Source organism: Streptomyces sp. NPDC007983 (assembly GCF_042958345.1).
In the GTDB taxonomy this organism is placed as follows: domain Bacteria; phylum Actinomycetota; class Actinomycetes; order Streptomycetales; family Streptomycetaceae; genus Streptomyces.
The window spans coordinates 177037-197083 of sequence record NZ_JBIBJI010000009.1 but is presented as its reverse complement, the minus strand read 5'-3'; the positions used below and the strand labels follow the sequence as shown (position 1 = coordinate 197083).

Sequence of the window (20047 nt, the reverse complement as noted above, 5' to 3'; positions counted from 1 at the left end):
CGGATCTCCAGCGGTTATGGAGATCGCTAGGGCCCCCGTTGTGTAGCGGCCTAGCACGCCGCCCTCTCAAGGCGGTAGCGCCGGTTCGAATCCGGTCGGGGGTACTGGTCTATACCATGGGCTATGGTGTAATTGGCAGCACGAGTGATTCTGGTTCATTTAGTCTAGGTTCGAGTCCTGGTAGCCCAGCGCAGTACAGGATGTGCTGATTCAGGCCCCCGTTGTGTAGCGGCCTAGCACGCCGCCCTCTCAAGGCGGTAGCGCCGGTTCGAATCCGGTCGGGGGTACATACAGGAAAGGCCCTCCGTGGTGACACGGAGGGCCTTTTCATCGTGTCCCGGTCTTACGCCTCGTCGAAGCGGCGGCCGGACTCCTCGGCTTGGGCGAGCCGTCGCAGGCTCAGCAGCACCGGCTCGTACAGCACGGTCAGGGCGACGGACGCCTCGATCTGCTCGCCGGGCGTGTCGTACGTCTCCACCACATCCAGTTCGTGGACGGCCAGTTCGGACGCCAGCCGGGCGTACGGCAGCAAGTGGTCGGTGTCGTGCGGGTATCCGAGGCGGGCCAGCGAGGTGATGGCCTCCACCAGCATCCGGTAGGCGGGGGAGGGGCCGCCGGTCTCGTGGTCGTGGCTCCAGCCGAGCCGGTCCAGGAGGGTTTTCGCCTCCTCCCGGGCGTGGGCCGTCTCCGGGGCACTTTCGTCGGGGCCGGGGCCGTGTGGCAGCGCCCAGACCGCGGCCCCCAATCGCAGATGCTGGCTCAGCGACTCGTCCTCGGCGGCCTTCAGTACTTCGCGTGCGGTGGCCACCGGCATCCGGCCGACCTGGATCAGCGCCCGCACCAGCCGCAGCCTGCGCAGATGCTCCTCCCCGTACTCGGCCTTCGTGGCGGTGAGGCGTTCGCCGGGCGGCAGCAGCCCTTCGCGCAGGTAGTACTTGATCGTCGCGGTGGACACCCCGCTGCGCTCGCTCAGCTCCGCCAGTCGCATGCCGTATGCAGCCTTCCCTTGTGCTCGTGCTTGGAGAGTGTCACTATCCAAGCATGGGATAGCTTCACTATCCAAAGCTATCGCGACGTCGGAACGAGGGGATCACCATGGGTGCCGATGTGATCGAAGGCCGTATGACCGCCGAGGCCGAGGGGGAGGTGACCGTCTTCCTCATCGGGATGCGCGTCAACCGCTTCCGCGCGCTGCGCAGCTGGTGGCCGGTGTTCACGGCCATGCCGCGGATGCTGCGCGAGCTGTCCCGGGACAAGGAGAGCGGGCTGCTGGGCTACCAGCTGCTGGCCGGCCCGCCCCGGGTGCTGTACGTCGTCCAGTACTGGGGCTCGCACGAGAAGCTGCTGGCCTACGCCTCCGCGCAGGACAAGGAGCACCGCCCGGCCTGGGCCGCGTTCAACCGGCGGGCGCGGGAGGGCCGGGGGAGGGTCGGCATCTGGCACGAGACGTACGCCGTACCGGCCGGTGCGCACGAGGCGATCTACTACGACATGCCGGCGTTCGGGCTGGCCAAGGCCACCGGAGTCGTCCCGGTCGGCCGCCGCGGCGAGCGCGCGGCCGACCGGCTGTCGCTATAGGACGCGTAAGGGCGCGATGGGCGCCGTAACGCCGTGATCAGTTGCCCCTGCGGAGGGCGTCGGAGAGGCGGGCGGCCGCGTCGATGACGGCTTGGGCGTGCATGCGGCCCGGGTGGCGGGTCAGCCGCTCGATCGGTCCGGAGACCGAGACGGCGGCGACCACGCGGTTGGACGGGCCGCGCACCGGCGCGGACACGGACGCGACGCCCGGCTCCCGCTCGCCGATCGACTGGGCCCAGCCCCGCCGCCGTACGCCGGACAGCGCCGTCGCGGTGAAGCGGGCGCCCTGCAGGCCCCGGTGCAGCCGCTCCGGCTCCTCCCAGGCCATGAGGATCTGGGCCGCCGAGCCCGCCTTCATGGGGAGGGTGGAGCCGACCGGCACGGTGTCCCGCAATCCGGACAGCCGCTCGGCCGCCGCGACGCAGATGCGCATGTCGCCCTGGCGCCGGTAGAGCTGCGCGCTCTCCCCGGTCACGTCCCTGAGGTGGGTGAGGACCGGCCCGGCCGTGGCGAGCAGCCGGTCCTCGCCCGCCGCCGCGGCGAGCTCGGCCAGGCGCGGGCCCAGAATGAAGCGGCCTTGCATGTCACGCGCCACCATCCGGTGGTGCTCGAGTGCTACCGCGAGTCGGTGCGCCGTGGGGCGCGCGAGACCGGTGGCCCCGACCAGCCCCGCGAGGGTGGCCGGACCGGACTCCAGAGCGCTCAGTACCAGAGCCGCCTTGTCGAGAACGCCGACGCCGCTAGAGTTGTCCATGAGACGATACTCGCGTCTCACACTGTGAAACGCAAGTTCAATTTTTCGGGATACCCGCCACTCTGGAATGGCGGGCCCGCAGGCCAGGGCACGCACTCGACACGAGTTGGGCCGGCGAAGAGGCCGGCCGGAGGGAAAGCGATGGGACGGACACTCGCGGAGAAGGTCTGGGACGACCATGTCGTCCGGCACGCCGATGGCGAGCCGGACCTCCTCTTCATCGATCTGCACCTGCTGCACGAGGTGACCAGCCCCCAGGCGTTCGACGGCCTCCGCAAGGCCGGACGCCAGGTGCGCCGTACCGACCTCACCATCGCGACCGAGGATCACAACACCCCGACCCTCGACATCGACAAGCCGATCGCGGACCCCGTCTCCCGCACCCAGTTGGAGACGCTGCGCAAGAACTGCGCGGAGTTCGGGGTGCGTCTGCATCCGCTGGGCGACGTCGAGCAGGGCGTCGTCCACGTCGTGGGACCGCAGCTGGGACTGACCCAGCCCGGCACCACCGTGGTCTGCGGTGACAGCCACACCTCCACCCACGGCGCCTTCGGCGCGCTCGCGTTCGGCATCGGCACCAGCCAGGTCGAGCACGTGCTGGCCACCCAGACGCTGCCGCTGGCGCCGTTCAAGACCATGGCCGTCACCGTCGAGGGCGAGCTGCCCGAGACCGTCACCGCCAAGGACCTGATCCTGGCGATCATCGCCCGCATCGGCACCGGCGGCGGCCAGGGCTTCGTGATCGAGTACCGCGGCTCCGCCATCGAGAAGCTCTCGATGGAGTCCCGGATGACCGTGTGCAACATGTCCATCGAGGCGGGCGCCCGGGCGGGCATGATCGCCCCGGACGAGACCACCTTCGCCTACCTCGAGGGCCGCCCGCACGCCCCGCAGGGCGAGGACTGGGACGCGGCCGTCGAGTACTGGCGCACGCTGCGCAGCGACGACGACGCGGTGTTCGACCGCGAGGTGGTCATCGACGCCTCCGAGCTGGCCCCGTTCGTCACCTGGGGCACCAACCCCGGCCAGGGCGCGCCGCTGTCGGAGTCGGTGCCGGACCCGGCCGGCTTCGAGGACGCCAGTGAGCGGTTCGCCGCCGAGAAGGCCCTGGAGTACATGGGTCTGACGGCGGGTCAGCCGCTGCGCGACATCAAGGTGGACACCGTCTTCGTCGGTTCCTGCACCAACGGCCGCATCGAGGACCTGCGCTCCGCCGCCTCGATCCTGCAGGGCCGTTCGGTGGCCGACGGGGTGCGGATGCTGGTGGTCCCGGGCTCGGTGCGGGTGGCGCTGCAGGCCGTGGAGGAGGGGCTGGACAAGGTGTTCACCCAGGCCGGCGCCGAGTGGCGGCACGCGGGCTGCTCGATGTGTCTGGGCATGAACCCCGACCAGCTCGCCCCCGGTGAGCGCTCGGCGTCCACCTCCAACCGCAACTTCGAGGGCAGGCAGGGCAAGGGCGGCCGTACCCATCTGGTCTCCCCGCAGGTCGCCGCCGCCACCGCGGTGCTCGGCCACCTGGCCTCGCCCGCCGACCTGTCCGACGCCGACGTCACCGTTCCCGTGGGGGTCTGAGCAGCCATGGAAGCATTCACCACGCACACCGGCCGGGCCGTTCCGCTGCGCCGCAGCAACGTCGACACGGACCAGATCATCCCCGCGCACTGGCTCAAGAAGGTCACCCGCGACGGTTTCGAGGACGGGCTGTTCGAGGCCTGGCGCAAGGACCCGGAGTTCGTGCTCAACCGGCCCGAGCGCAAGGGCGGGACGGTTCTGGTGGCCGGTCCCGACTTCGGCACCGGCTCCTCGCGCGAGCACGCGGTGTGGGCGCTGCAGAACTACGGCTTCAAGGCCGTGATCTCCTCGCGCTTCGCCGACATCTTCCGCGGCAACTCCCTCAAGAACGGGCTGCTGACCGTCGTCCTGCCGCAGGAGACCGTGGACCGGCTGTGGAAGCTGGTCGAGGCGGACCCCACCGCGGAGGTCACCGTGGACCTCGTCGACCGTCAGGTTCGAGCCGAGGGAATCACGGCTGATTTTGAGCTTGACGAGAACGCCCGGTGGCGACTCCTGGAGGGGCTGGACGACATCAGCCTCACCCTCAGGGAGGAGGCCGACATCGTCGCGTACGAGGCTCGCCGCCCCTCCTTCAAGCCCAGCACGACGGTGCTCTGACCCCCCGGTTTCCCCTGCACAGAGCGGGTTTGGCATGATGCGCCGCCAGTCCTCGGACTGGCGGCGCATCGTCATGTTGAGGCCCCGTGAAGCGACAACTCGCCTCAGATGGCACAATCAGTGCATGGAACGCGACGGCCAACTCGAGCTCTACGGTCTTGTCGCCGACCGGCTCAAGGAAGCGCACACAAGGGTGCGCACACTGCAAGTCCCGGAGGGCGTACGGATGGCGCTGTCCCGGAAGCTGCTGGTGATCACGGCAGCGGCAAAACACGATCTCGCAGACGCGGCAAGGCGTCTGGAGCGGTTGATGAACGACCTCGACGAGGGTCGTTTCCCCGAAGATCCCGACTCCGACCGAAGTCCATGACGACCGAGTGCGTTGCGGCACAAGGGTGATTAGCCCGTTTCGTGTTTGATTTGCGGTATATATCTGCCTAACGTGCGAAAAAGCTTGAACACATTCGTTCCGGCAATGTCTCCGAAGGGGAAGACGTGAACAAGGCGCAGCTCGTAGAAGCGATTGCAGACAAGGTCGGCGGACGACAGCAGGCCGCCGACGCGGTCGACGCGGTACTGGACGCCATCGTCCGCGCGGTGGTCGGCGGGGATCGAGTTTCGGTCACCGGTTTCGGTTCGTTCGAGAAGGTGGAACGGCCCGCCCGGTACGCCCGTAACCCGCAGACCGGGGAGCGCGTCCGGGTCAAGAAGACCTCGGTGCCGCGTTTCCGCGCGGGCCAGGGTTTCAAGGACCTGGTGAGCGGTTCGAAGAAGCTGCCGCGGGGCGGCGAGGTGGCCGTGAAGAAGGCCCCCAAGGGCAGCCTCCAGGCCGCCGCGAAGAAGGCCGCGGCCAAGAAGGCCACCGCCAAGAAGGCGGCTCCGGCGAAGAAGGCGACCGCCAAGAAGGCCGCCGCCAAGAAGGCGCCCGCGAAGAAGGCCCCGGCGACGAAGGCCGCCGCCAAGAAGGCGGCTCCGGCGAAGAAGACGACCGCCAAGAAGGCCGCCGCGAAGAAGGCCCCGGCGCGCAAGACGACCGCGCGCAAGGCCCCCGCCAAGAAGTCCACCACCGCCAGGAAGCGCTAGTCGTCGCCGCGCAGCGGCACCGTTCACGCGCCGGGCCGGGCTCCGAAGAGGGAGCCCGGCCCGCGGTGCGTCACGGGCCCGGAACCACCGCCGGGCGCTTCAGAACGTCTGCAGGGTGACGAAGACGACGCGCCGCTCGGCGCCCTCGCCCGCCACCTCGATCCGCACCCGCTGCCCGGGCCGCAGCATCCGCAGCCCCCCGGCGTCGAATGCCGCCGCGTCGAAGGGCAGGGGAGTGCCGTCGTCGAGCAGCACACTGCCCGTACGGGCGTCGGGGTCGTAGGTGTAGGCCGTTCCCTGCATACCCGCCAGCCTAGTCCGCACCACCCGCCGCCTCCCTCCGGGGCACCCCTATGTGCCGGGCAGGGGCGCGGCCCGCGGGGTGCCGCACAGCCGGGCCGTGTGGGTGCCCACGCCCAGCGCCAGCGCCGCGCGCAGATCCTCGCCGGTGTCCACGTCGCGGCGCACCGAATCGACCCCGGGCAGCTCGATCTCGTACGCCCCGGATGCCCGGTGCCGGGCCCGGGAGGCGCCCCCGAAGGCGGGGGCGAGGTCGGTGCCCGGCGCCGCCGCGAGGAGAGTCGTGCCGACCCCCGCCGCGTCTGCCAGAAAGGCGCGTGGGAAGCCCGCGGCGGCTTCGAGCACCTGGTCGAGGTCGGCCGTCCGCAGCGCCGGGAGATCGGCGTTCAGCGCCGCCACGGAGGCCCTGGGACGGTCCTCCCGGACCGCCCGGGCGCCGTGCGCGAGCGCCGCGTTCAGCCCGCGCCCCGGCGTATCGGGCAGGATCCGGGCGCCGAGGGCCGCCAGCTCGCGCCCGGCGAGCGGATCGTCGGTGACCACGGTCACCCCGCCGACGCTCCGGCCCGCCAGCGCCGCCCCCACCGTGTCCTTGGCGAACGCCAGCGCGAGACCCGGCCGGAGGGTGTCCCCGGCGGCGTCGGAGAGCCTGCTCTTCGCACGTGACAGGGGCTTGAGCGGCACCACCAGCGTCCACAGCACAGGGCTTGCGTTTCTTCCCACGGACCCCATTCTCGCCTGCTGCCCGGCTTGCCCCGGACGTCGCGGGGTTACGGTGTCCTCGACAGACCGAGTACCTGGAGCGACACTTGTGCGGCTGCCCGGACGGCAGCAAGCCAGCAGGTCAGCAGGGTCCAAGAGGAGGATGTTCCGAGTGTCCGGCCGCAGAATCGGCTTCTGGTACCGCATGGCGGCGGTCATGGTGAAACCGCCACTGGTGGTTCTGTTCAAGCGGGACTGGCACGGAATGGAGCACATTCCCGCCGACGGTGGTTTTATCACCGCGATCAACCACAACTCGTATCTCGACCCGCTCTCCTACGCGCACTTCCAGTACAACAGCGGACGCGTGCCCCGCTTCCTCGCCAAGGCCGCCCTCTTCAGGGGCGGCTTCGTCGGCACCATGCTGCGCGGCACCGGCCAGATCCCCGTCTACCGCGAGTCGACCGACGCGGCCAACGCCTTCCGGGCCGCCGTCGACGCCATCAACAAGGGCGAGTGCGTGGCCTTCTACCCCGAGGGCACCCTGACCCGCGACCCCGACATGTGGCCGATGCGCGGCAAGACCGGCGCCGCCCGGGTCGCCCTGCTCACCAAGGCGCCGGTCATCCCGGTCGCCCAGTGGGGCGCCAACGAGGCCGTACCGCCGTACGCCAAGGAGAAGAAGGTCCGGCTCTTCCCGCGCAAGACGCTCAAGGTGCACGCGGGCCCGCCGGTGGACCTGTCCGAGTACTACGGCCAGGAGCCCACCGCCGACGTGCTGCGGGCGGCCACCGACACCATCATGGCCGCCGTCACCGAACTCCTCGCCGAGGTCCGCGGCGAGCCGGTGCCCGCCCGGGCACGCGAGGTCTCCGCCGACCGGCCGCACATCGCCGACCAGCCGCGCCCCCTGGCCGAAAGCCCCGCGGCCGAAGAGGAGAGCAAGTGACGCGCTGCGCCGTCTACGGCACCGGCTCCTGGGGCACCGCCTTCGCGATGGTGCTCGCCGACGCCGGCTGCGAGGTGACGCTGTGGGGCCGCCGGCCCGATGTCGTCGAGGCCATCAACACCGGCCGCACCAATCCCGACTACTTCCCCGGCATCCGCCTCCCCGACGGGGTGCGGGCCACCACCGACCCGGCCGAGGCCGCGCGCGACGCGGAGTTCACCGTCTTCTCCGTGCCCTCCCAGACGCTGCGCGGCAACCTCGCCGCATGGGCCCCGCTGCTGCCCGCCGACACCGTGCTGGTCTCCCTGATGAAGGGCGTCGAACTCGGCACCGCCAAGCGCATGAGCGAGGTCATCGCGGAGGTCGCCGACGCGCCCGCGGAGCGCGTCGCGGTGCTCACCGGCCCCAACCTCGCCAAGGAGATCGCCGCCCGGCAGCCCGCGGCCTCCGTGGTGGCCTGCCGGGACGAGGACGTGGCACGCCGCCTCCAGACCGCCTGCCACACCCCCTACTTCCGCCCGTACACCAACACCGACGTGGTGGGCTGCGAACTCGGCGGCGCGGTGAAGAACGTCATCGCGCTGGCCGTCGGCATCGCAGACGGCATGGGCCTCGGCGACAACGCCAAGGCGTCCCTCATCACCCGCGGGCTCGCCGAAACGACCCGGCTGGGCCTGGCGATGGGCGCCGACGCGCACACCTTCGCGGGCCTGGCGGGCATGGGAGACCTGGTCGCCACCTGCTCCTCGCCGCTGTCCCGCAACCACACCTTCGGCACCAACCTGGGCCGCGGCATGACCCTGGAGGAGACCATCGCGGTCACCCGGCAGACGGCGGAGGGCGTCAAGTCGTGCGAGTCCGTACTGGATCTCGCCCGGCGCCACGACATCGACATGCCGATCACCGAGACCGTGGTGGGCATCGTCCACGACGGCAAACAGCCGCTCGTCGCGCTCAAAGAGCTGATGTCGCGCAGCGCGAAGGCCGAGCGGCACTGACGTCGTCCGAACCGCAAGGTAACCTCAACGCGATATGAGCAGCCAGACTCCTTCCTCAAGCCCTGCCCCGGCTTCCTCCGCCGGTGAGCCGCGGAAGCCGCGCGTCGCCGTCGTCTTCGGCGGCCGCAGCTCCGAGCACGCCATTTCCGTGGTCACCGCGGGGGCCGTGCTGCGCGCCATCGACCGCGAGAAGTACGACGTGCTGCCGATCGGCATCACGGCGGACGGCCGTTGGGCACTGACCGCCGACGCGCCCGAGCGGATGGCCATCGCGGACCGGCAGCTCCCGAGCGTCGAACGGCTCGCCGAGTCCGCGGAGGGGTCGGTCGTGCTGCCGGTCGACCCGGGCAGCCGCGAGGTCGTCTACAGCGAGCCGGGCGCGGTGCCCAAGGCGCTCGGCGACGTCGACGTCGTCTTCCCCATGCTCCACGGCCCGTACGGCGAGGACGGCACCCTCCAGGGGCTGCTGGAGCTGTCCGGCGTGCCCTATGTGGGCGCCGGGGTGCTGGCCTCCGCCGTCGGCATGGACAAGGAGTACATGAAGCGGGTGTTCGTCTCGTTCGGGCTGCCCGTCGGCCCGTACGAGGTGATCCGCCCCCGCGACTGGGAGCGGGACCCCGCCGCCGCCCGCGCCAGGATCACCGAGTTCGCCGGTGAGCACGGCTGGCCGGTCTTCGTGAAGCCCTCGCGGGCCGGTTCCTCCATCGGCATCACCAAGGTCGACCGCCCCGAGCAGCTGGACGAGGCCATCGAGACCGCCCGGCACCACGACCCGAAGGTCATCGTGGAGGCGCTGCTGCGCGGCCGCGAGATCGAGTGCGGGGTGCTGGAGTTCGAGGACGGGCCGCGGGCCAGCGTGCCCGCCGAGATCCCCCCGGTCTCCACCCACGACTTCTACGACTTCGAGGCCAAGTACATCGACGCGGCCCCCGGTGTCGTGCCCGCGCCGCTCACCGCGGAGCAGACCGAGCGGGTCCGGGAGCTGGCGGTGCGCGCGTTCGACGCGGTGTCCTGCGAGGGCCTGGTGCGCGCGGACTTCTTCCTGCTGGACAGCGGCGAGTTCGTGATCAACGAGATCAACACGATGCCCGGCTTCACCCCGATCTCCATGTACCCGCGCATGTGGCAGGAGAGCGGCGTGAGCTACCCGGAGCTGGTGGACCGGCTCATCCAGGCCGCGCTGCGCCGCTCCACGGGGCTGCGCTAGGGGATGTCCGGCCGGACGCGGGCCGGTCGGCCCGCGCCCGTCGCACCACACCCGCCGCAACGGTCTTCTCGACGGGGCCCGCGAGGTCGGTCAGCGCATCGGCCTCGCGGGCGTACGTCCCCGGCATCGGTGTGCGGAACTCACCGGCCTAGCATGCGGGGGAGCTGGACTCAGATATGCACCACCGGGCAGGTGAGCGTGCGCGTGATCCCTTCCACTTGCTGGACTTTCGCGACCACCATGCGGCCGAGTTCGTCGACCGTCTCGGCCTGGGCGCGCACGATCACGTCGTACGGACCCGTGACGTCCTCGGCCTGTATCACCCCCGGGAGCTTGGCGATGACGTCGGCGACGGTCGACGCCTTGCCGACCTCGGTCTGGATCAGGATGTAAGCCTGTACCACGGAACCTCCAGGGCGGCTACGAGGATCATGTGGGGAGAAGGGACGCCACGGTACCGCGTCGCCACGCGGCGAGGGGAGACCCGCGCGGGGTGCGCGGCGCGGCGGGCACAGGGCCACGAGCACGAAGGGGCAATGCGATGAAGGGCACCGTGGGCGAGTTGGGGGAGTTCGGGCTCATCAGAGAGCTCACGTCCCGGCTCACCACCACCTCGGCGGTGAAGCTGGGGCCCGGTGACGACGCCGCGGTCGTGGCCGCACCGGACCGCAGGGTGGTGGCCAGTACGGACGTCCTGCTGGAGGGCAGGCACTTCCGCCGGGACTGGTCCACCGCCTATGACGTCGGCCGCAAGGCCGCCGCGCAGAACCTCGCGGACATCGCGGCCATGGGCGCGGTGCCGACCGCGCTGCTGCTGGGCCTGGTGGTGCCCGCGGATCTGCCGGTGACCTGGCCGGCCGAGATGATGGACGGGATCCGCGACGAATGCCAGGTGGCGGGCGCCGCGGTGGTCGGCGGCGACGTGGTGCGCGGGGACGCCATCACCATCGCCATCACCGCCCTGGGCGATCTGCGCAACCACGAGCCGGTCACCCGATCCGGTGCCCGGCCGGGCGACGTTGTCGCCGTCACCGGCTGGCTGGGCTGGTCGGCCGCCGGGCACGCGGTGCTCTCGCGCGGCTTCCGCTCGCCGCGCGCCTTCGTCGAGGCGCACCGCCGCCCGGAGCCGCCGTACCACGCGGGACCGGCCGCCGCCGGACTGGGCGCGACCGCGATGACCGACGTCAGCGACGGGCTGGTGGCCGACCTCGGGCACATCGCCGAGGCCAGCCAGGTCCGTATCGATCTGCGCTCGGGGGACATCGACATCCCCTCGCAGATGTCGGACATCGGGCAGGCGGTGGGCGTCGACCCGATCCAGTGGGTGCTCAGCGGGGGAGAGGACCACGCGATCGTGGCCACCTTCCCGTCGGACGTGAAGCTGCCCGCCCGCTGGAAGGTGATCGGCGAGGTGCTCAACCCGTCGGCGCTGCCGCAGGTGACGGTCGACGGGGCGCCCTGGGTGCACGCGGGCTGGGACCATTTCGGGGATGACCAGGGCGCCGAGTAGATTCGGCCATATGGCCACGTCTACCGATGACCCCCGCGTGCCCGGCGCACCCCGCGTCCCCCGCGACCACCGGGTGCCCGTCCGCGTCCTCACCGTCGCCGGGTCGGACTCCGGCGGCGGTGCGGGCATCCAGGCCGACCTGAAGACGATGCTGGCCCTGGGCGCGCACGGGATGAGCGTGCTCACCGCGGTGACGGCGCAGAACTCCCAGGGCGTCCAGGGCGCCTGGGAGCTGCCCGCCGAGGCGGTCCGCGCCCAGTTCCGCAGCGTCGTGGACGACATCGGTGTCCAGGCGGTCAAGACGGGCATGCTGGCCACCACCGAGCTGGTCGAGACCGTCGCCGGGCTGCTGGCGGGGCTGCCCGCCCCGGTGGTCGTCGACCCGGTCGGGGTCTCCAAGCACGGCGATCCGCTGCTGGCCGCCGAGGCGCTGGACGCGGTCCGCACCAAGCTGCTGCCCACCGCCACCGTCGCCACCCCCAACCTGGACGAGGTCGCCCAGCTGACCGGCATCCGGGCCGGTTCGGAGGGCGATCTGCGCCGGGCGGCGCGCGCGGTGCTGGACTTCGGCCCGCGCTGGGCGCTGATCAAGGGCGGCCATCTGCCGGGCGACGCGGTGGACCTGCTCACCGACGGCACCGAGGAGCACTGGCTGCGGGCGCCCCGCCATGACAACCGCCACACCCATGGCACCGGCTGCACCCTCGCCTCGGCGATCGCCACCTACCTCGCGGGCGGCATGGCGGTCCCGGAGGCCGTCACGGCGGCCAAGGAGTACGTCACGGGCGCGATCGCCGCGGGCTTCCCCCTGGGCACGGGCATCGGCCCGGTCGACCACGGCTGGCTGACCGCCCCGCCCCGTACGTAGCGGAGCATGCGTAAAGGCCGGTCCACGTCATGGTGGACCGGCCTCGGCAACCGGAATCCCGCTCGCGCGGGGAAGGCGTGCGCCTAGCGCGAGACCTTGCCGGCCTTGATGCACGAGGTGCAGACGTTGAGCCGCTTCGGGGTCCGACCGACCACAGCGCGCACCGTCTGGATGTTGGGGTTCCAACGACGGCGGGTGCGGCGGTGCGAGTGCGAGATGTTGTTGCCGAAGCCCGGCCCCTTGCCGCAGACGTCGCAGTTGGCAGCCACGGGTTACTCCAAAGACGGGTCAGCCTCGCTTCCCGCGAGGAGACAGAAACTTATCGGGAACCCCGGCGTAGCCAGGATCGTGGAAGACCGGCGGCGCCAGGGGGAATAGCCCGACTCTCATCGGGCAACCGGAGCAGCATACAACGGCCACTCCCGTACAACGAAACTATCATGGCTGCCCCAGCACCCGCGGTGGGCGCCGACTAGCCTGCGATGACGCGATGCCCGACCCGTCCCCGTCCCCTGAGACATCCCTCACCGTCCCGAGGAGAACGTACGTGCCGCACACGCTCGACGCCGATGCGGTACGGATCTGGTGCGGGCTCGCCCTGGACGCGCTGGGCCGGGCCCGCGAGGACATCGACGCGATCAACGTCTATCCGGTCGCGGACGGCGACACCGGCACCAATCTGTATCTGACCGTCGAGTCCGCCGCCCAGGCCGTCGACGCCGCCTTCGAGCGCCACCCCGCCTCGGCCGGTGCCGCCCGTCCCAGCCTCGCCGACGTGGTGCGCGCCATGGCCCACGGCGCCCTGATCGGCGCGCGCGGCAACTCCGGCACCATCCTGGCCCAGCTGCTGCGCGGCATGGCGGACGTGCTGGCCGAGGGTGACAGTGCGGAGGACGGCGACGAGGCGGGCGGGCTGCGGCGGGCCCTGCGGCGCGCCGTCGACCTGGCGTACCTCGCCGTCGCGCACCCCGTCGAGGGGACCGTGCTGACCGTGGCCGTGGCCGCGGCCGAGGGCGCGGAGCGGGCCACCGGGGACGTCGGCGCGGTGGCGCGCGCGGCGTACGAAGGGGCGCGCGCCGCACTCCAGGCCACCCCGGGACAGCTCGACGTCCTGGCCCGCGCGGGCGTCGTCGACGCGGGCGGCTACGGCCTGGTCACGGTGTTGGGCGGGCTCGCCGAGGCGCTGTCCGGCGAGCCCCCGGCGGCGCCGCCCGCGGCCCCCGCCATCCCCGCTCCCGCCGGGGAGATCGCCGGGGCCGGGCCGGTGGACTGTTCCGCCGACGGGCCCGCGTTCGAGGTGATCTACCTCCTGGAAGCCGGTGACGGCGCCGTCGCGGCCTTGCGCGAGCGGCTGGACGCACTCGGTGACTCGCTCGTGATCGTCGGCGGCGACGGACTGTGGAACGTCCACGTCCATGTGGACGACGCGGGCGCCGCGGTGGAGGCGGGCATCCAGGCCGGACGCCCGTACCGCATCCGCATCACCCACTTCGGCGCCCCCGCCGAGCGCCGCCCCGCAGCCCCGGAGCTGGACCGCACCGAGCGGCGGCCGGACGGGCCGGCCGGCGAGCGCGCGACCCGCGCCGTGGTCGCCGTCGTCCCCGGCGACGGCCTCGCCGCGCTGTGCGCCGAGGCCGGGGCCACCGTGGTCGCCACCGACCCCGGGAAGCCGCCCGGCGGCAGCGAGCTGGCCGAGGCGATCCGGCGGGCCCACGCCCGCGAGGTGGTGCTGCTGCCCAACGACGCCGGGCTGCGCCACCCGGCGGCGGCCGCCGCCGCGCAGGCCCGCGCCGAGGGCGTGCGGGTCGCCGTCATCCCCACCCGCTCCCCGGTCCAGGGCATCGCCGCGCTCGCCGTGCACGAGCCCGCCCGCAGCTTCGACGAGGACGTCGTCGCGATGACCTCCGCCGCGGGCGCCACCCGCTGCGCCGAACTGGCCGTCGCCGAGCACCGGTCCTGGACCATGGCCGGGGTCTGCCAGGCCGGGGACGTCCTGGGCCTGATCGACGGCGATGTGGCGGTGATCGGCGCCGAGCTGGCCCCGACCGCCGAGACGGTCCTGGACCGGATGCTGGCCGCGGGCGGGGAGATGGTCACGCTGGTGCTCGGCGCGGGCCTCCCGGACGAGATCGCCGAGCGGCTGGAGCGGCACGTACGGGAGGGCCACTTCGCCGTCGACACGGTCGTCTACCGGGGCGGCCAGCCCTCCGCGCCGCTGATCATAGGCGTCGAATGATCCCGGGCATGACCCGGTGAATGCCCCCGCTTGTCGGTGGTGTGGTGTGCAATGGACTGCGTGCCCGTGCTGGATGAACCCCTGAAGAAAGTCCTCGGCGGCAACACCGCGAAGGTGATGGCCGAGCACCTCGGCCTGCACACGGTCGGCGACCTGCTGCACCACTACCCGCGGCGGTACGCGGAGCGCGGTGAGCTGACGCGCCTGTCCGATCTGCCCCTGGACGAGCATGTGACCGTCGTCGCGCAGGTCGCGGACGCCCGCGTGCACAAGTTCAACAGCGGCCGGGGCCAGCGTCTTGAGGTCACCATCACCGACGGCAGCGGCCGCCTCCAGCTCGTCTTCTTCGGCAAGGGCGTCCACAAGCCGCGCGCGGAGCTGCTGCCCGGCAGCCGCGCCATGTTCGCCGGGAAGGTCTCGGTCTTCAACCACAAGCGGCAGCTGGCGCACCCCGAGTTCAAGCTGCTGCGCCCGGACAGCGGCTCGGAGGCCGTGGAGGCGTTCGCCAACCAGCTGCTGCCGCTGTATCCGGCCTGCAAGCAGATGGAGTCCTGGCAGATCCAGCAGGCCGTCGACACCGTCCTGGGCCCGGCGGGCCGGGAGGACGCCGCGCTGGCCGGGCTGATCGACCCGCTGCCCGAAAGCCTCCGCGAGGGCCGCGGCCTGGCCACACTGCCCGAGGCGCTGCGCAGCATCCACCGGCCGCGCACCAAGGCCGACATCGCCGCGGCGCGCGACCGGCTCAAGTGGGACGAGGCGTTCGTCCTGCAGGTCGCCCTCGCCCGCCGCCGCCAGGCCGACGCGACGGCGCCCGCCGCGCCCCGCAGGCCGGTGGAGGGCGGCCTGCTGGACGCCTTCGACGCGCGGCTGCCGTTCACCCTCACCGACGGCCAGCGGAAGGTCAGCGCCGAGATCTTCGCCGACCTGGCCACCGACCACCCCATGCACCGGCTGCTCCAGGGCGAGGTCGGATCCGGCAAGACGATGGTCGCGCTGCGCGCGATGCTCGGCGTCGTGGACGCCGGGGGACAGGCGGCGATGCTCGCGCCGACCGAGGTCCTCGCCCAGCAGCACCACCGGTCGATCACCGAGATGATGGGCGAGCTGGCCGAAGGAGGGATGCTCGGCGGCGCCGAGCAGGGCACCAAGGTCGTGCTGCTCACCGGCTCCATGGGGGCCGCCGCCCGCCGCCAGGCGCTGCTGGACCTGGTCACCGGCGAGGCCGGGATCGTGATCGGCACCCACGCGCTCATCGAGGACAAGGTCCAGTTCCACGACCTGGGCCTGGTGGTGGTCGACGAGCAGCACCGCTTCGGGGTCGAGCAGCGCGACGCCCTGCGCTCCAAGGGCAAGCAGCCCCCGCATCTGCTGGTGATGACGGCCACCCCGATTCCGCGGACCGTCGCCATGACCGTCTTCGGCGACCTGGAGACCTCCGTCCTGGACCAGCTGCCGTCCGGCCGTTCCCCGATCGCCTCCCATGTGGTGCCCGCCAAGGACAAGCCGCACTTCCTGGCCCGGGCCTGGGAGCGGGTGCGGGAGGAGGTGGCGGGCGGACACCAGGCGTATGTGGTGTGCCCGCGCATCGGAGACGAGGAAGACGAGGAGAAGGCGACCAAGGCGGCGAAGCAGAAATCCGCCGAGGACAAGGAGAAGAGCGCCGAGGACGAGGCGGAGAAGCGCCCGCCGCTCGCGGTCCTCGACGTCGCCGACAAGCTCGCCGCGGGCCCGCTGAGCGATCTGCGGGTGGAGGTGCTGCACGGCCGGATGGCGCCGGAGGCCAAGGACGAGGTGATGCGCCGCTTCGCCGCGGGCGGGGTGGATGTGCTGGTCGCCACGACCGTCATCGAGGTGGGCGTCAACGTGCCCAACGCCACCGCCATGGTGATCATGGACGCCGACCGGTTCGGCGTCTCCCAGCTGCACCAGTTGCGCGGCCGGGTCGGGCGGGGCTCGGCCCCGGGGCTGTGCCTGCTGGTGACCGAGATGCCCGAGGCGAGCCCCGCCCGGGTGCGGCTCGGCGCGGTCGCCGCCACACTCGACGGCTTCGAGCTGTCCCGGATCGACCTGGAGCAGCGCCGCGAGGGTGATGTGCTCGGCCAGGCCCAGTCCGGCGTCCGCTCCTCGCTGCGGGTGCTCGCCGTCATCGACGACGAGGAGGTCATCGCCGCCGCCCGGGAGGAGGCCACCGCGATCGTCACGGCCGACCCCGAGCTGACCGGCTACCCGGAGCTGCGCATCGCGCTGGACGCCCTGCTGGACAAGGAGCGGGAGGAATTCCTCGACAAGGGATGAGCCGGCGCCGCCACGCGGGGGTCCCGAGCGGCGCCGGACGCCATATCGTGGAGGGGCAGCGGCCCGACGTACTGCCCGCCGCTGCCCCGACCACCGCGACCACCACCGTGACGACCACCGCGAAGGACTGCCACACCCATGACCCGCGTGATCGCCGGAGCGGCCGGCGGACGCCGCCTGGCCGTGCCGCCGGGAAACGGCACCCGACCCACCTCGGACCGGGCGCGCGAGGGCCTGTTCTCCACCTGGGAATCGCTGCTCGGCTCGCTGAGCGGGGCCCGGGTCCTCGATCTGTACGGCGGCTCCGGCGCGGTCGGCCTGGAGGCGCTGTCCCGGGGCGCGGCCCATGTGCTGCTGGTCGAGTCGGACGCGCGCGCCGCCCGCACCATCCGGGAGAACATCCGGGCGCTGGGGCTGCCCGGCGCGGAGCTGCGTACCGCGAAGGCCGCGGTGACCGCCGGCGGCCCGCCCCCGGCCACCGGCCCGTACGACGTCGTCTTCCTGGACCCGCCCTACGCCGTCACCGATGACGATCTCCGCGAGATCCTGCTCACACTCCGTGGCAAAGGCTGGCTCGCACCCGACGCGCTGGCCACCGTGGAGCGCAGCACCAGAGGCGGGGAGTTCGGGTGGCCGGCCGGTTTCGAGGGACTGCGGTCCCGTCGCTACGGCGAGGGCACGCTTTGGTACGGTCGCGCCGCCTCGACGTGCGACAACGCGTCATGACCGGACCCGAGAGCGAGGAACTTCCGTTGCGCCGCGCCGTCTGTCCGGGGTCCTTCGACCCCGTCACCAATGGGCACCTGGACATCATCGCCCGAGCGTCCAAGCTGTACGACGTCGTCCACGTCGCCGTGATGATCAACAAGTCCAAGCAGGGACTGTTCACGGTGGAGGAGCGGATGGATCTGCTCCGCCAGACCACCGCCGAGTACGGCAATGTGGAGGTGGAGTCCTTCCACGGGCTGCTCGTGGACTTCTGCAAGCAGCGCGACATCCCCGCCATCGTCAAGGGGCTGCGGGCCGTCAGCGACTTCGACTACGAGCTGCAGATGGCCCAGATGAACAACGGCCTGTCGGGCGTGGAGACCCTCTTCGTGCCCACCAACCCCACCTACAGCTTCCTCTCCTCCAGCCTGGTCAAGGAGGTCGCGGCCTGGGGCGGCGACATCTCCCACCTGGTGCCGCCGCTCGTCCTGGAGGCCCTGGCCGAACGGCTCCGGCGGAAGTGACCGCGGACTGACGACTGACGGCGCGTCAGCGGGTGTCGGGCAGGCGCCCGCTGGCCGTACAGTCGGTCCCGTCTCATCCCTTCCGACTCAGACTGCGAGCACCCAAGGTGGACGTGCAGAAGAAGCTCGACGAGATCGTGAGCGCCGTCGGCAGCGCCCGGGGAATGCCCATGTCGGCCTCGTGCGTGGTCAACCGCGCCGAGCTGCTCGCCATGCTCGAAGAGGTGCGCGCCGCGCTCCCCGACTCCCTCGCCCATGCCGAGGAGCTGATCGGCGGGCGGGACCGGATGGTGGACGACGCCCGCCAGGAGGCGACGCGGATCGTCGAGGCCGCGCACGCCGAGCGCGCCCGGCTGATCTCGGAGACCGAGGTGGCCCGCACCTCCCAGGAGGAGGCCGACCGGATCCTCGGTGAGGCCCGCCGGGAGGCCGAGGAGATCCGCGCCGAGGCCGACGACTACGTCGACAGCAAGCTCGCCAACTTCGAGGTCGTGCTGACCAAGACCATCGGTTCGGTGGACCGCGGCCGCGACAAGCTGCTCGGCCGCACGCCCGGCGGCGACGGCATGGACGACGAGCCGGAGCGCAGCGCCGATCCGCAGACCCTGCGGCAGCGCGCCGACGAGTACGTGGACACCAAGCTGGGGGCCGTCTCCGCGGTCCTCGGCAAGACCCTGGAGGCGGTCGGCCGGGGCCGGCAGAAGCTGCTCGGCTCCCGCCCGGCCGATGAGCTGGGCGCCCACATGGCCGCCCAGGACGCGACCGCCCAGGCCCTGCGGACCAGCGACGACGACTACTACGCGGAGCTGGCCCAGTCCCAGGACGCGATCGTGCAGCCGCCCGTCGTCCAGCCGACGGCCGTACAGCCCGCGGCGATGGACCCCGCCGCGATGGACCCCGCGGCGGCCGACGGAGGGTACTACGCCGCCGCGGGCTACCAGCAGCAGGACGCGTACGGCTATCAGCAGCAGGGCTACGTACAACAGCCCGACCCCTACGGCCGGCAGGCCGGGTATCCGCAGCAGAACGGCTATCAGCAGCAGGACGCCTACGGCTGGCAGCAGCCCCAGGGCTACGACCCGAACGGCTACGCCCAGCAGCAGCAGCCTCAGCAGCCCCCGTACCCCCCGCAGCAGCCGGGCGCCGCGCTCGACGAGACCAGCCTGTTCGACACGAGCATGATCGACCTCGATCAGCTGCGCCAGTACGAGCAGGGGCGCTAGAGCGGCGCCGGAACCCGATTGGGCCTGGGGCGGCCCGTCCAGTATCCTGGCTCTTCGGTCGCGCGTACGTCCGCGATCTCGGCTGCCCGCTTCAAGTCCGTGCCGGGCGGCCCGCCGCAGCGTAGAAAGCAGGAAGCCCTGAACGCCCGCCTCGACCACCGTGCCCCCCTCGTGTTCGACACGCGCGAGCTGGGGCGGCGTCCTGGTGCGCTGAAGCGGGTCTCCCGCTCCGTGGCGGCCCCCAAGGACCTCGGTATCGAGGTCATCGGGGTGCGGGAGGGCGCGACCGTGGAGCTTGATCTCCGCCTGGAGTCGGTCATGGAAGGGGTGCTTGTCACAGGCACCGCCCGTGCACCGCTCACGGGGGAGTGCGTAAGGTGTCTGGAGCCGCTGGAGCGAGAGCTCGAAGCGGACTTCCAGGAGATGTACTCCTACCCCGACGCCGACGACCGGAGCCGCGACGCGGACACCGGCGACGACGCCGAGGAGGAGGACACGCTCTTCCTCGAGGCCGACCTGTTCGACCTCGAGCCCGTGCTGCGTGACGCGGTGGTGCTGTCACTGCCGCTGCAGCCGGTGTGCCGGGAGGACTGCCCCGGGCTGTGTGCCGATTGCGGTGCGCGGCTCGCGGACGACCCGGACCACCACCACGAAGCCGTCGACATCCGTTGGGCGGCATTGCAGGGACTCGCCGAGTCCATTCAGGACGGCGAGAAGGACAACGCCCCCCGCCAGCGCGGGGATGACCCACAGGAGAAGTAGCCGTGGCTGTTCCGAAGCGGAAGATGTCGCGCAGCAACACGCGCCACCGCCGGTCGCAGTGGAAGGCTGCGGTCCCCACCCTGGTGGCGTGCGAGCGCTGCCACGAGCCGAAGCAGCAGCACATCGCGTGCCCGAGCTGCGGCACCTACAACCGCCGCCAGGTCCTCGAGGTCTGATCGGC

General features: G+C 71.8%; 23 protein-coding genes and 3 tRNA genes. 20 read left to right on the top strand and 6 right to left on the bottom strand.

Annotated elements, in window-relative coordinates:
- Nucleotides 1–31: 31 nt before the first annotated feature.
- The 3 genes from ACFZCY_RS27525 to ACFZCY_RS27515 all read left to right on the top strand — a co-directional run bounded on the left by ACFZCY_RS27525 (nt 32) and on the right by ACFZCY_RS27515 (nt 287).
- A tRNA-Glu gene (locus ACFZCY_RS27525) sits at nt 32–104 on the top strand.
- Nucleotides 105–117: 13 nt separating this feature from the next.
- Nucleotides 118–189: transfer RNA gene (locus tag ACFZCY_RS27520), tRNA-Gln, on the top strand.
- Nucleotides 190–214: 25 nt separating this feature from the next.
- Nucleotides 215–287, top strand: a tRNA-Glu gene (locus ACFZCY_RS27515).
- A 56-nt stretch (nt 288–343) separates the two neighbouring features.
- Here ACFZCY_RS27515 and ACFZCY_RS27510 read toward each other — a convergent pair.
- Nucleotides 344–988, bottom strand: a complete 645-nt coding sequence (locus tag ACFZCY_RS27510; protein ID WP_391178744.1) for a MerR family transcriptional regulator — start codon at nt 986–988, stop codon at nt 344–346.
- Between the two features lie 107 nt (nt 989–1095).
- Between ACFZCY_RS27510 and ACFZCY_RS27505 the strand changes: the two genes are divergently transcribed.
- Complete coding sequence (locus ACFZCY_RS27505) at nt 1096–1578, top strand: monooxygenase family protein (RefSeq protein WP_391178741.1); 483 nt, start codon at nt 1096–1098, stop codon at nt 1576–1578.
- 37 nt (nt 1579–1615) lie between these two features.
- On the opposite strand, the gene ndgR is transcribed toward ACFZCY_RS27505, so the two are convergent.
- Complete coding sequence (gene ndgR, locus ACFZCY_RS27500; protein WP_055547339.1) at nt 1616–2332, bottom strand: IclR family transcriptional regulator NdgR; 717 nt, start codon at nt 2330–2332, stop codon at nt 1616–1618.
- A gap of 141 nt (nt 2333–2473) precedes the next feature.
- Here ndgR and leuC point away from each other — a divergent pair, with 141 nt between their 5' ends.
- The 4 genes from leuC to ACFZCY_RS27480 all read left to right on the top strand — a co-directional run bounded on the left by leuC (nt 2474) and on the right by ACFZCY_RS27480 (nt 5587).
- A complete protein-coding gene (gene leuC, locus ACFZCY_RS27495; protein ID WP_391178738.1) occupies nt 2474–3904 on the top strand; it encodes a 3-isopropylmalate dehydratase large subunit in 1431 nt (476 codons plus the stop codon).
- Nucleotides 3905–3910: 6 nt separating this feature from the next.
- Nucleotides 3911–4504: a 3-isopropylmalate dehydratase small subunit gene (gene leuD / locus ACFZCY_RS27490; protein WP_391178735.1), complete on the top strand. Its 594-nt coding sequence runs from the start codon at nt 3911–3913 to the stop codon at nt 4502–4504.
- Nucleotides 4505–4628: 124 nt separating this feature from the next.
- On the top strand, nt 4629–4874 hold the full coding sequence (locus tag ACFZCY_RS27485; protein ID WP_055547333.1) for a hypothetical protein: 246 nt from the start codon (nt 4629–4631) through the stop codon (nt 4872–4874).
- Between the two features lie 125 nt (nt 4875–4999).
- Nucleotides 5000–5587, top strand: a complete 588-nt coding sequence (locus ACFZCY_RS27480) for an HU family DNA-binding protein (protein WP_391178731.1) — start codon at nt 5000–5002, stop codon at nt 5585–5587.
- Nucleotides 5588–5686: 99 nt separating this feature from the next.
- Here the strand turns inward: ACFZCY_RS27480 and ACFZCY_RS27475 are convergent, their stop codons facing one another.
- Together ACFZCY_RS27475 and cofC are read right to left on the bottom strand one after the other, a co-directional pair.
- Nucleotides 5687–5890, bottom strand: coding sequence for a hypothetical protein (locus tag ACFZCY_RS27475; RefSeq protein WP_055547329.1), 204 nt, complete (start codon nt 5888–5890; stop codon nt 5687–5689).
- 48 nt (nt 5891–5938) lie between these two features.
- Nucleotides 5939–6616, bottom strand: a complete 678-nt coding sequence (gene cofC / locus ACFZCY_RS27470) for a 2-phospho-L-lactate guanylyltransferase (RefSeq protein WP_391178728.1) — start codon at nt 6614–6616, stop codon at nt 5939–5941.
- Between the two features lie 142 nt (nt 6617–6758).
- On the opposite strand from cofC, the gene ACFZCY_RS27465 reads away from it, so the two are divergent.
- Genes ACFZCY_RS27465 through ACFZCY_RS27455 form a run of 3 tightly spaced genes read left to right on the top strand, consistent with a single transcriptional unit; the run spans nt 6759 to nt 9740 of the window.
- Nucleotides 6759–7535: a 1-acyl-sn-glycerol-3-phosphate acyltransferase gene (locus tag ACFZCY_RS27465; RefSeq protein ID WP_391178725.1), complete on the top strand. Its 777-nt coding sequence runs from the start codon at nt 6759–6761 to the stop codon at nt 7533–7535.
- Nucleotides 7532–8533 (top strand): NAD(P)H-dependent glycerol-3-phosphate dehydrogenase, encoded by a 1002-nt coding sequence (locus ACFZCY_RS27460; RefSeq protein ID WP_391178722.1) that lies wholly within the window; start codon nt 7532–7534, stop codon nt 8531–8533. Before ACFZCY_RS27465 ends, ACFZCY_RS27460 begins: the two co-directional genes overlap by 4 nt.
- A gap of 34 nt (nt 8534–8567) precedes the next feature.
- Nucleotides 8568–9740, top strand: a complete 1173-nt coding sequence (locus tag ACFZCY_RS27455) for a D-alanine--D-alanine ligase (protein WP_391178719.1) — start codon at nt 8568–8570, stop codon at nt 9738–9740.
- A gap of 170 nt (nt 9741–9910) precedes the next feature.
- Here ACFZCY_RS27455 and ACFZCY_RS27450 read toward each other — a convergent pair whose 3' ends face one another.
- Nucleotides 9911–10144, bottom strand: coding sequence for an Lrp/AsnC family transcriptional regulator (locus ACFZCY_RS27450; protein ID WP_009714774.1), 234 nt, complete (start codon nt 10142–10144; stop codon nt 9911–9913).
- Between the two features lie 137 nt (nt 10145–10281).
- Between ACFZCY_RS27450 and ACFZCY_RS27445 the strand changes: the two genes are divergently transcribed.
- Nucleotides 10282–11250 (top strand): thiamine-phosphate kinase, encoded by a 969-nt coding sequence (locus ACFZCY_RS27445; RefSeq protein ID WP_391178715.1) that lies wholly within the window; start codon nt 10282–10284, stop codon nt 11248–11250.
- A gap of 10 nt (nt 11251–11260) precedes the next feature.
- Nucleotides 11261–12118 (top strand): bifunctional hydroxymethylpyrimidine kinase/phosphomethylpyrimidine kinase, encoded by an 858-nt coding sequence (gene thiD, locus ACFZCY_RS27440; protein WP_391178713.1) that lies wholly within the window; start codon nt 11261–11263, stop codon nt 12116–12118.
- 83 nt (nt 12119–12201) lie between these two features.
- On the opposite strand, the gene rpmB is transcribed toward thiD, so the two are convergent.
- Entirely contained in the window at nt 12202–12387 is a 186-nt protein-coding gene (gene rpmB, locus ACFZCY_RS27435; protein WP_009714771.1) for a 50S ribosomal protein L28, read from the bottom strand.
- 221 nt (nt 12388–12608) lie between these two features.
- Here rpmB and ACFZCY_RS27430 point away from each other — a divergent pair, with 221 nt between their 5' ends.
- The 7 genes from ACFZCY_RS27430 (at nt 12609) to rpmF (ending at nt 20042) form a co-directional block, all read left to right on the top strand.
- Nucleotides 12609–14354 carry a DAK2 domain-containing protein gene (locus ACFZCY_RS27430; RefSeq protein WP_391178709.1) on the top strand — a complete coding sequence of 582 codons (1746 nt, stop codon included), beginning with the start codon at nt 12609–12611 and terminating at the stop codon, nt 14352–14354.
- A 51-nt stretch (nt 14355–14405) separates the two neighbouring features.
- Nucleotides 14406–16649: an ATP-dependent DNA helicase RecG gene (recG, locus tag ACFZCY_RS27425; RefSeq protein WP_391178707.1), complete on the top strand. Its 2244-nt coding sequence runs from the start codon at nt 14406–14408 to the stop codon at nt 16647–16649.
- 138 nt (nt 16650–16787) lie between these two features.
- Nucleotides 16788–17375: a 16S rRNA (guanine(966)-N(2))-methyltransferase RsmD gene (gene rsmD, locus ACFZCY_RS27420; RefSeq protein WP_391178704.1), complete on the top strand. Its 588-nt coding sequence runs from the start codon at nt 16788–16790 to the stop codon at nt 17373–17375.
- Nucleotides 17372–17881 carry a pantetheine-phosphate adenylyltransferase gene (gene coaD / locus ACFZCY_RS27415; RefSeq protein WP_391178702.1) on the top strand — a complete coding sequence of 170 codons (510 nt, stop codon included), beginning with the start codon at nt 17372–17374 and terminating at the stop codon, nt 17879–17881. The genes rsmD and coaD overlap by 4 nt, the downstream gene beginning before the upstream one ends.
- 107 nt (nt 17882–17988) lie before the next feature.
- A complete protein-coding gene (locus ACFZCY_RS27410) occupies nt 17989–19104 on the top strand; it encodes a cell division initiation protein (RefSeq protein ID WP_391178699.1) in 1116 nt (371 codons plus the stop codon).
- Between the two features lie 171 nt (nt 19105–19275).
- Nucleotides 19276–19866, top strand: coding sequence for a YceD family protein (locus ACFZCY_RS27405; RefSeq protein WP_391178697.1), 591 nt, complete (start codon nt 19276–19278; stop codon nt 19864–19866).
- Between the two features lie 2 nt (nt 19867–19868).
- The gene (rpmF, locus tag ACFZCY_RS27400; RefSeq protein WP_009714764.1) at nt 19869–20042 is read left to right on the top strand and encodes a 50S ribosomal protein L32; all 174 of its coding nucleotides are present in this window, start codon (nt 19869–19871) and stop codon (nt 20040–20042) included.
- Nucleotides 20043–20047: the final 5 nt, after the last annotated feature.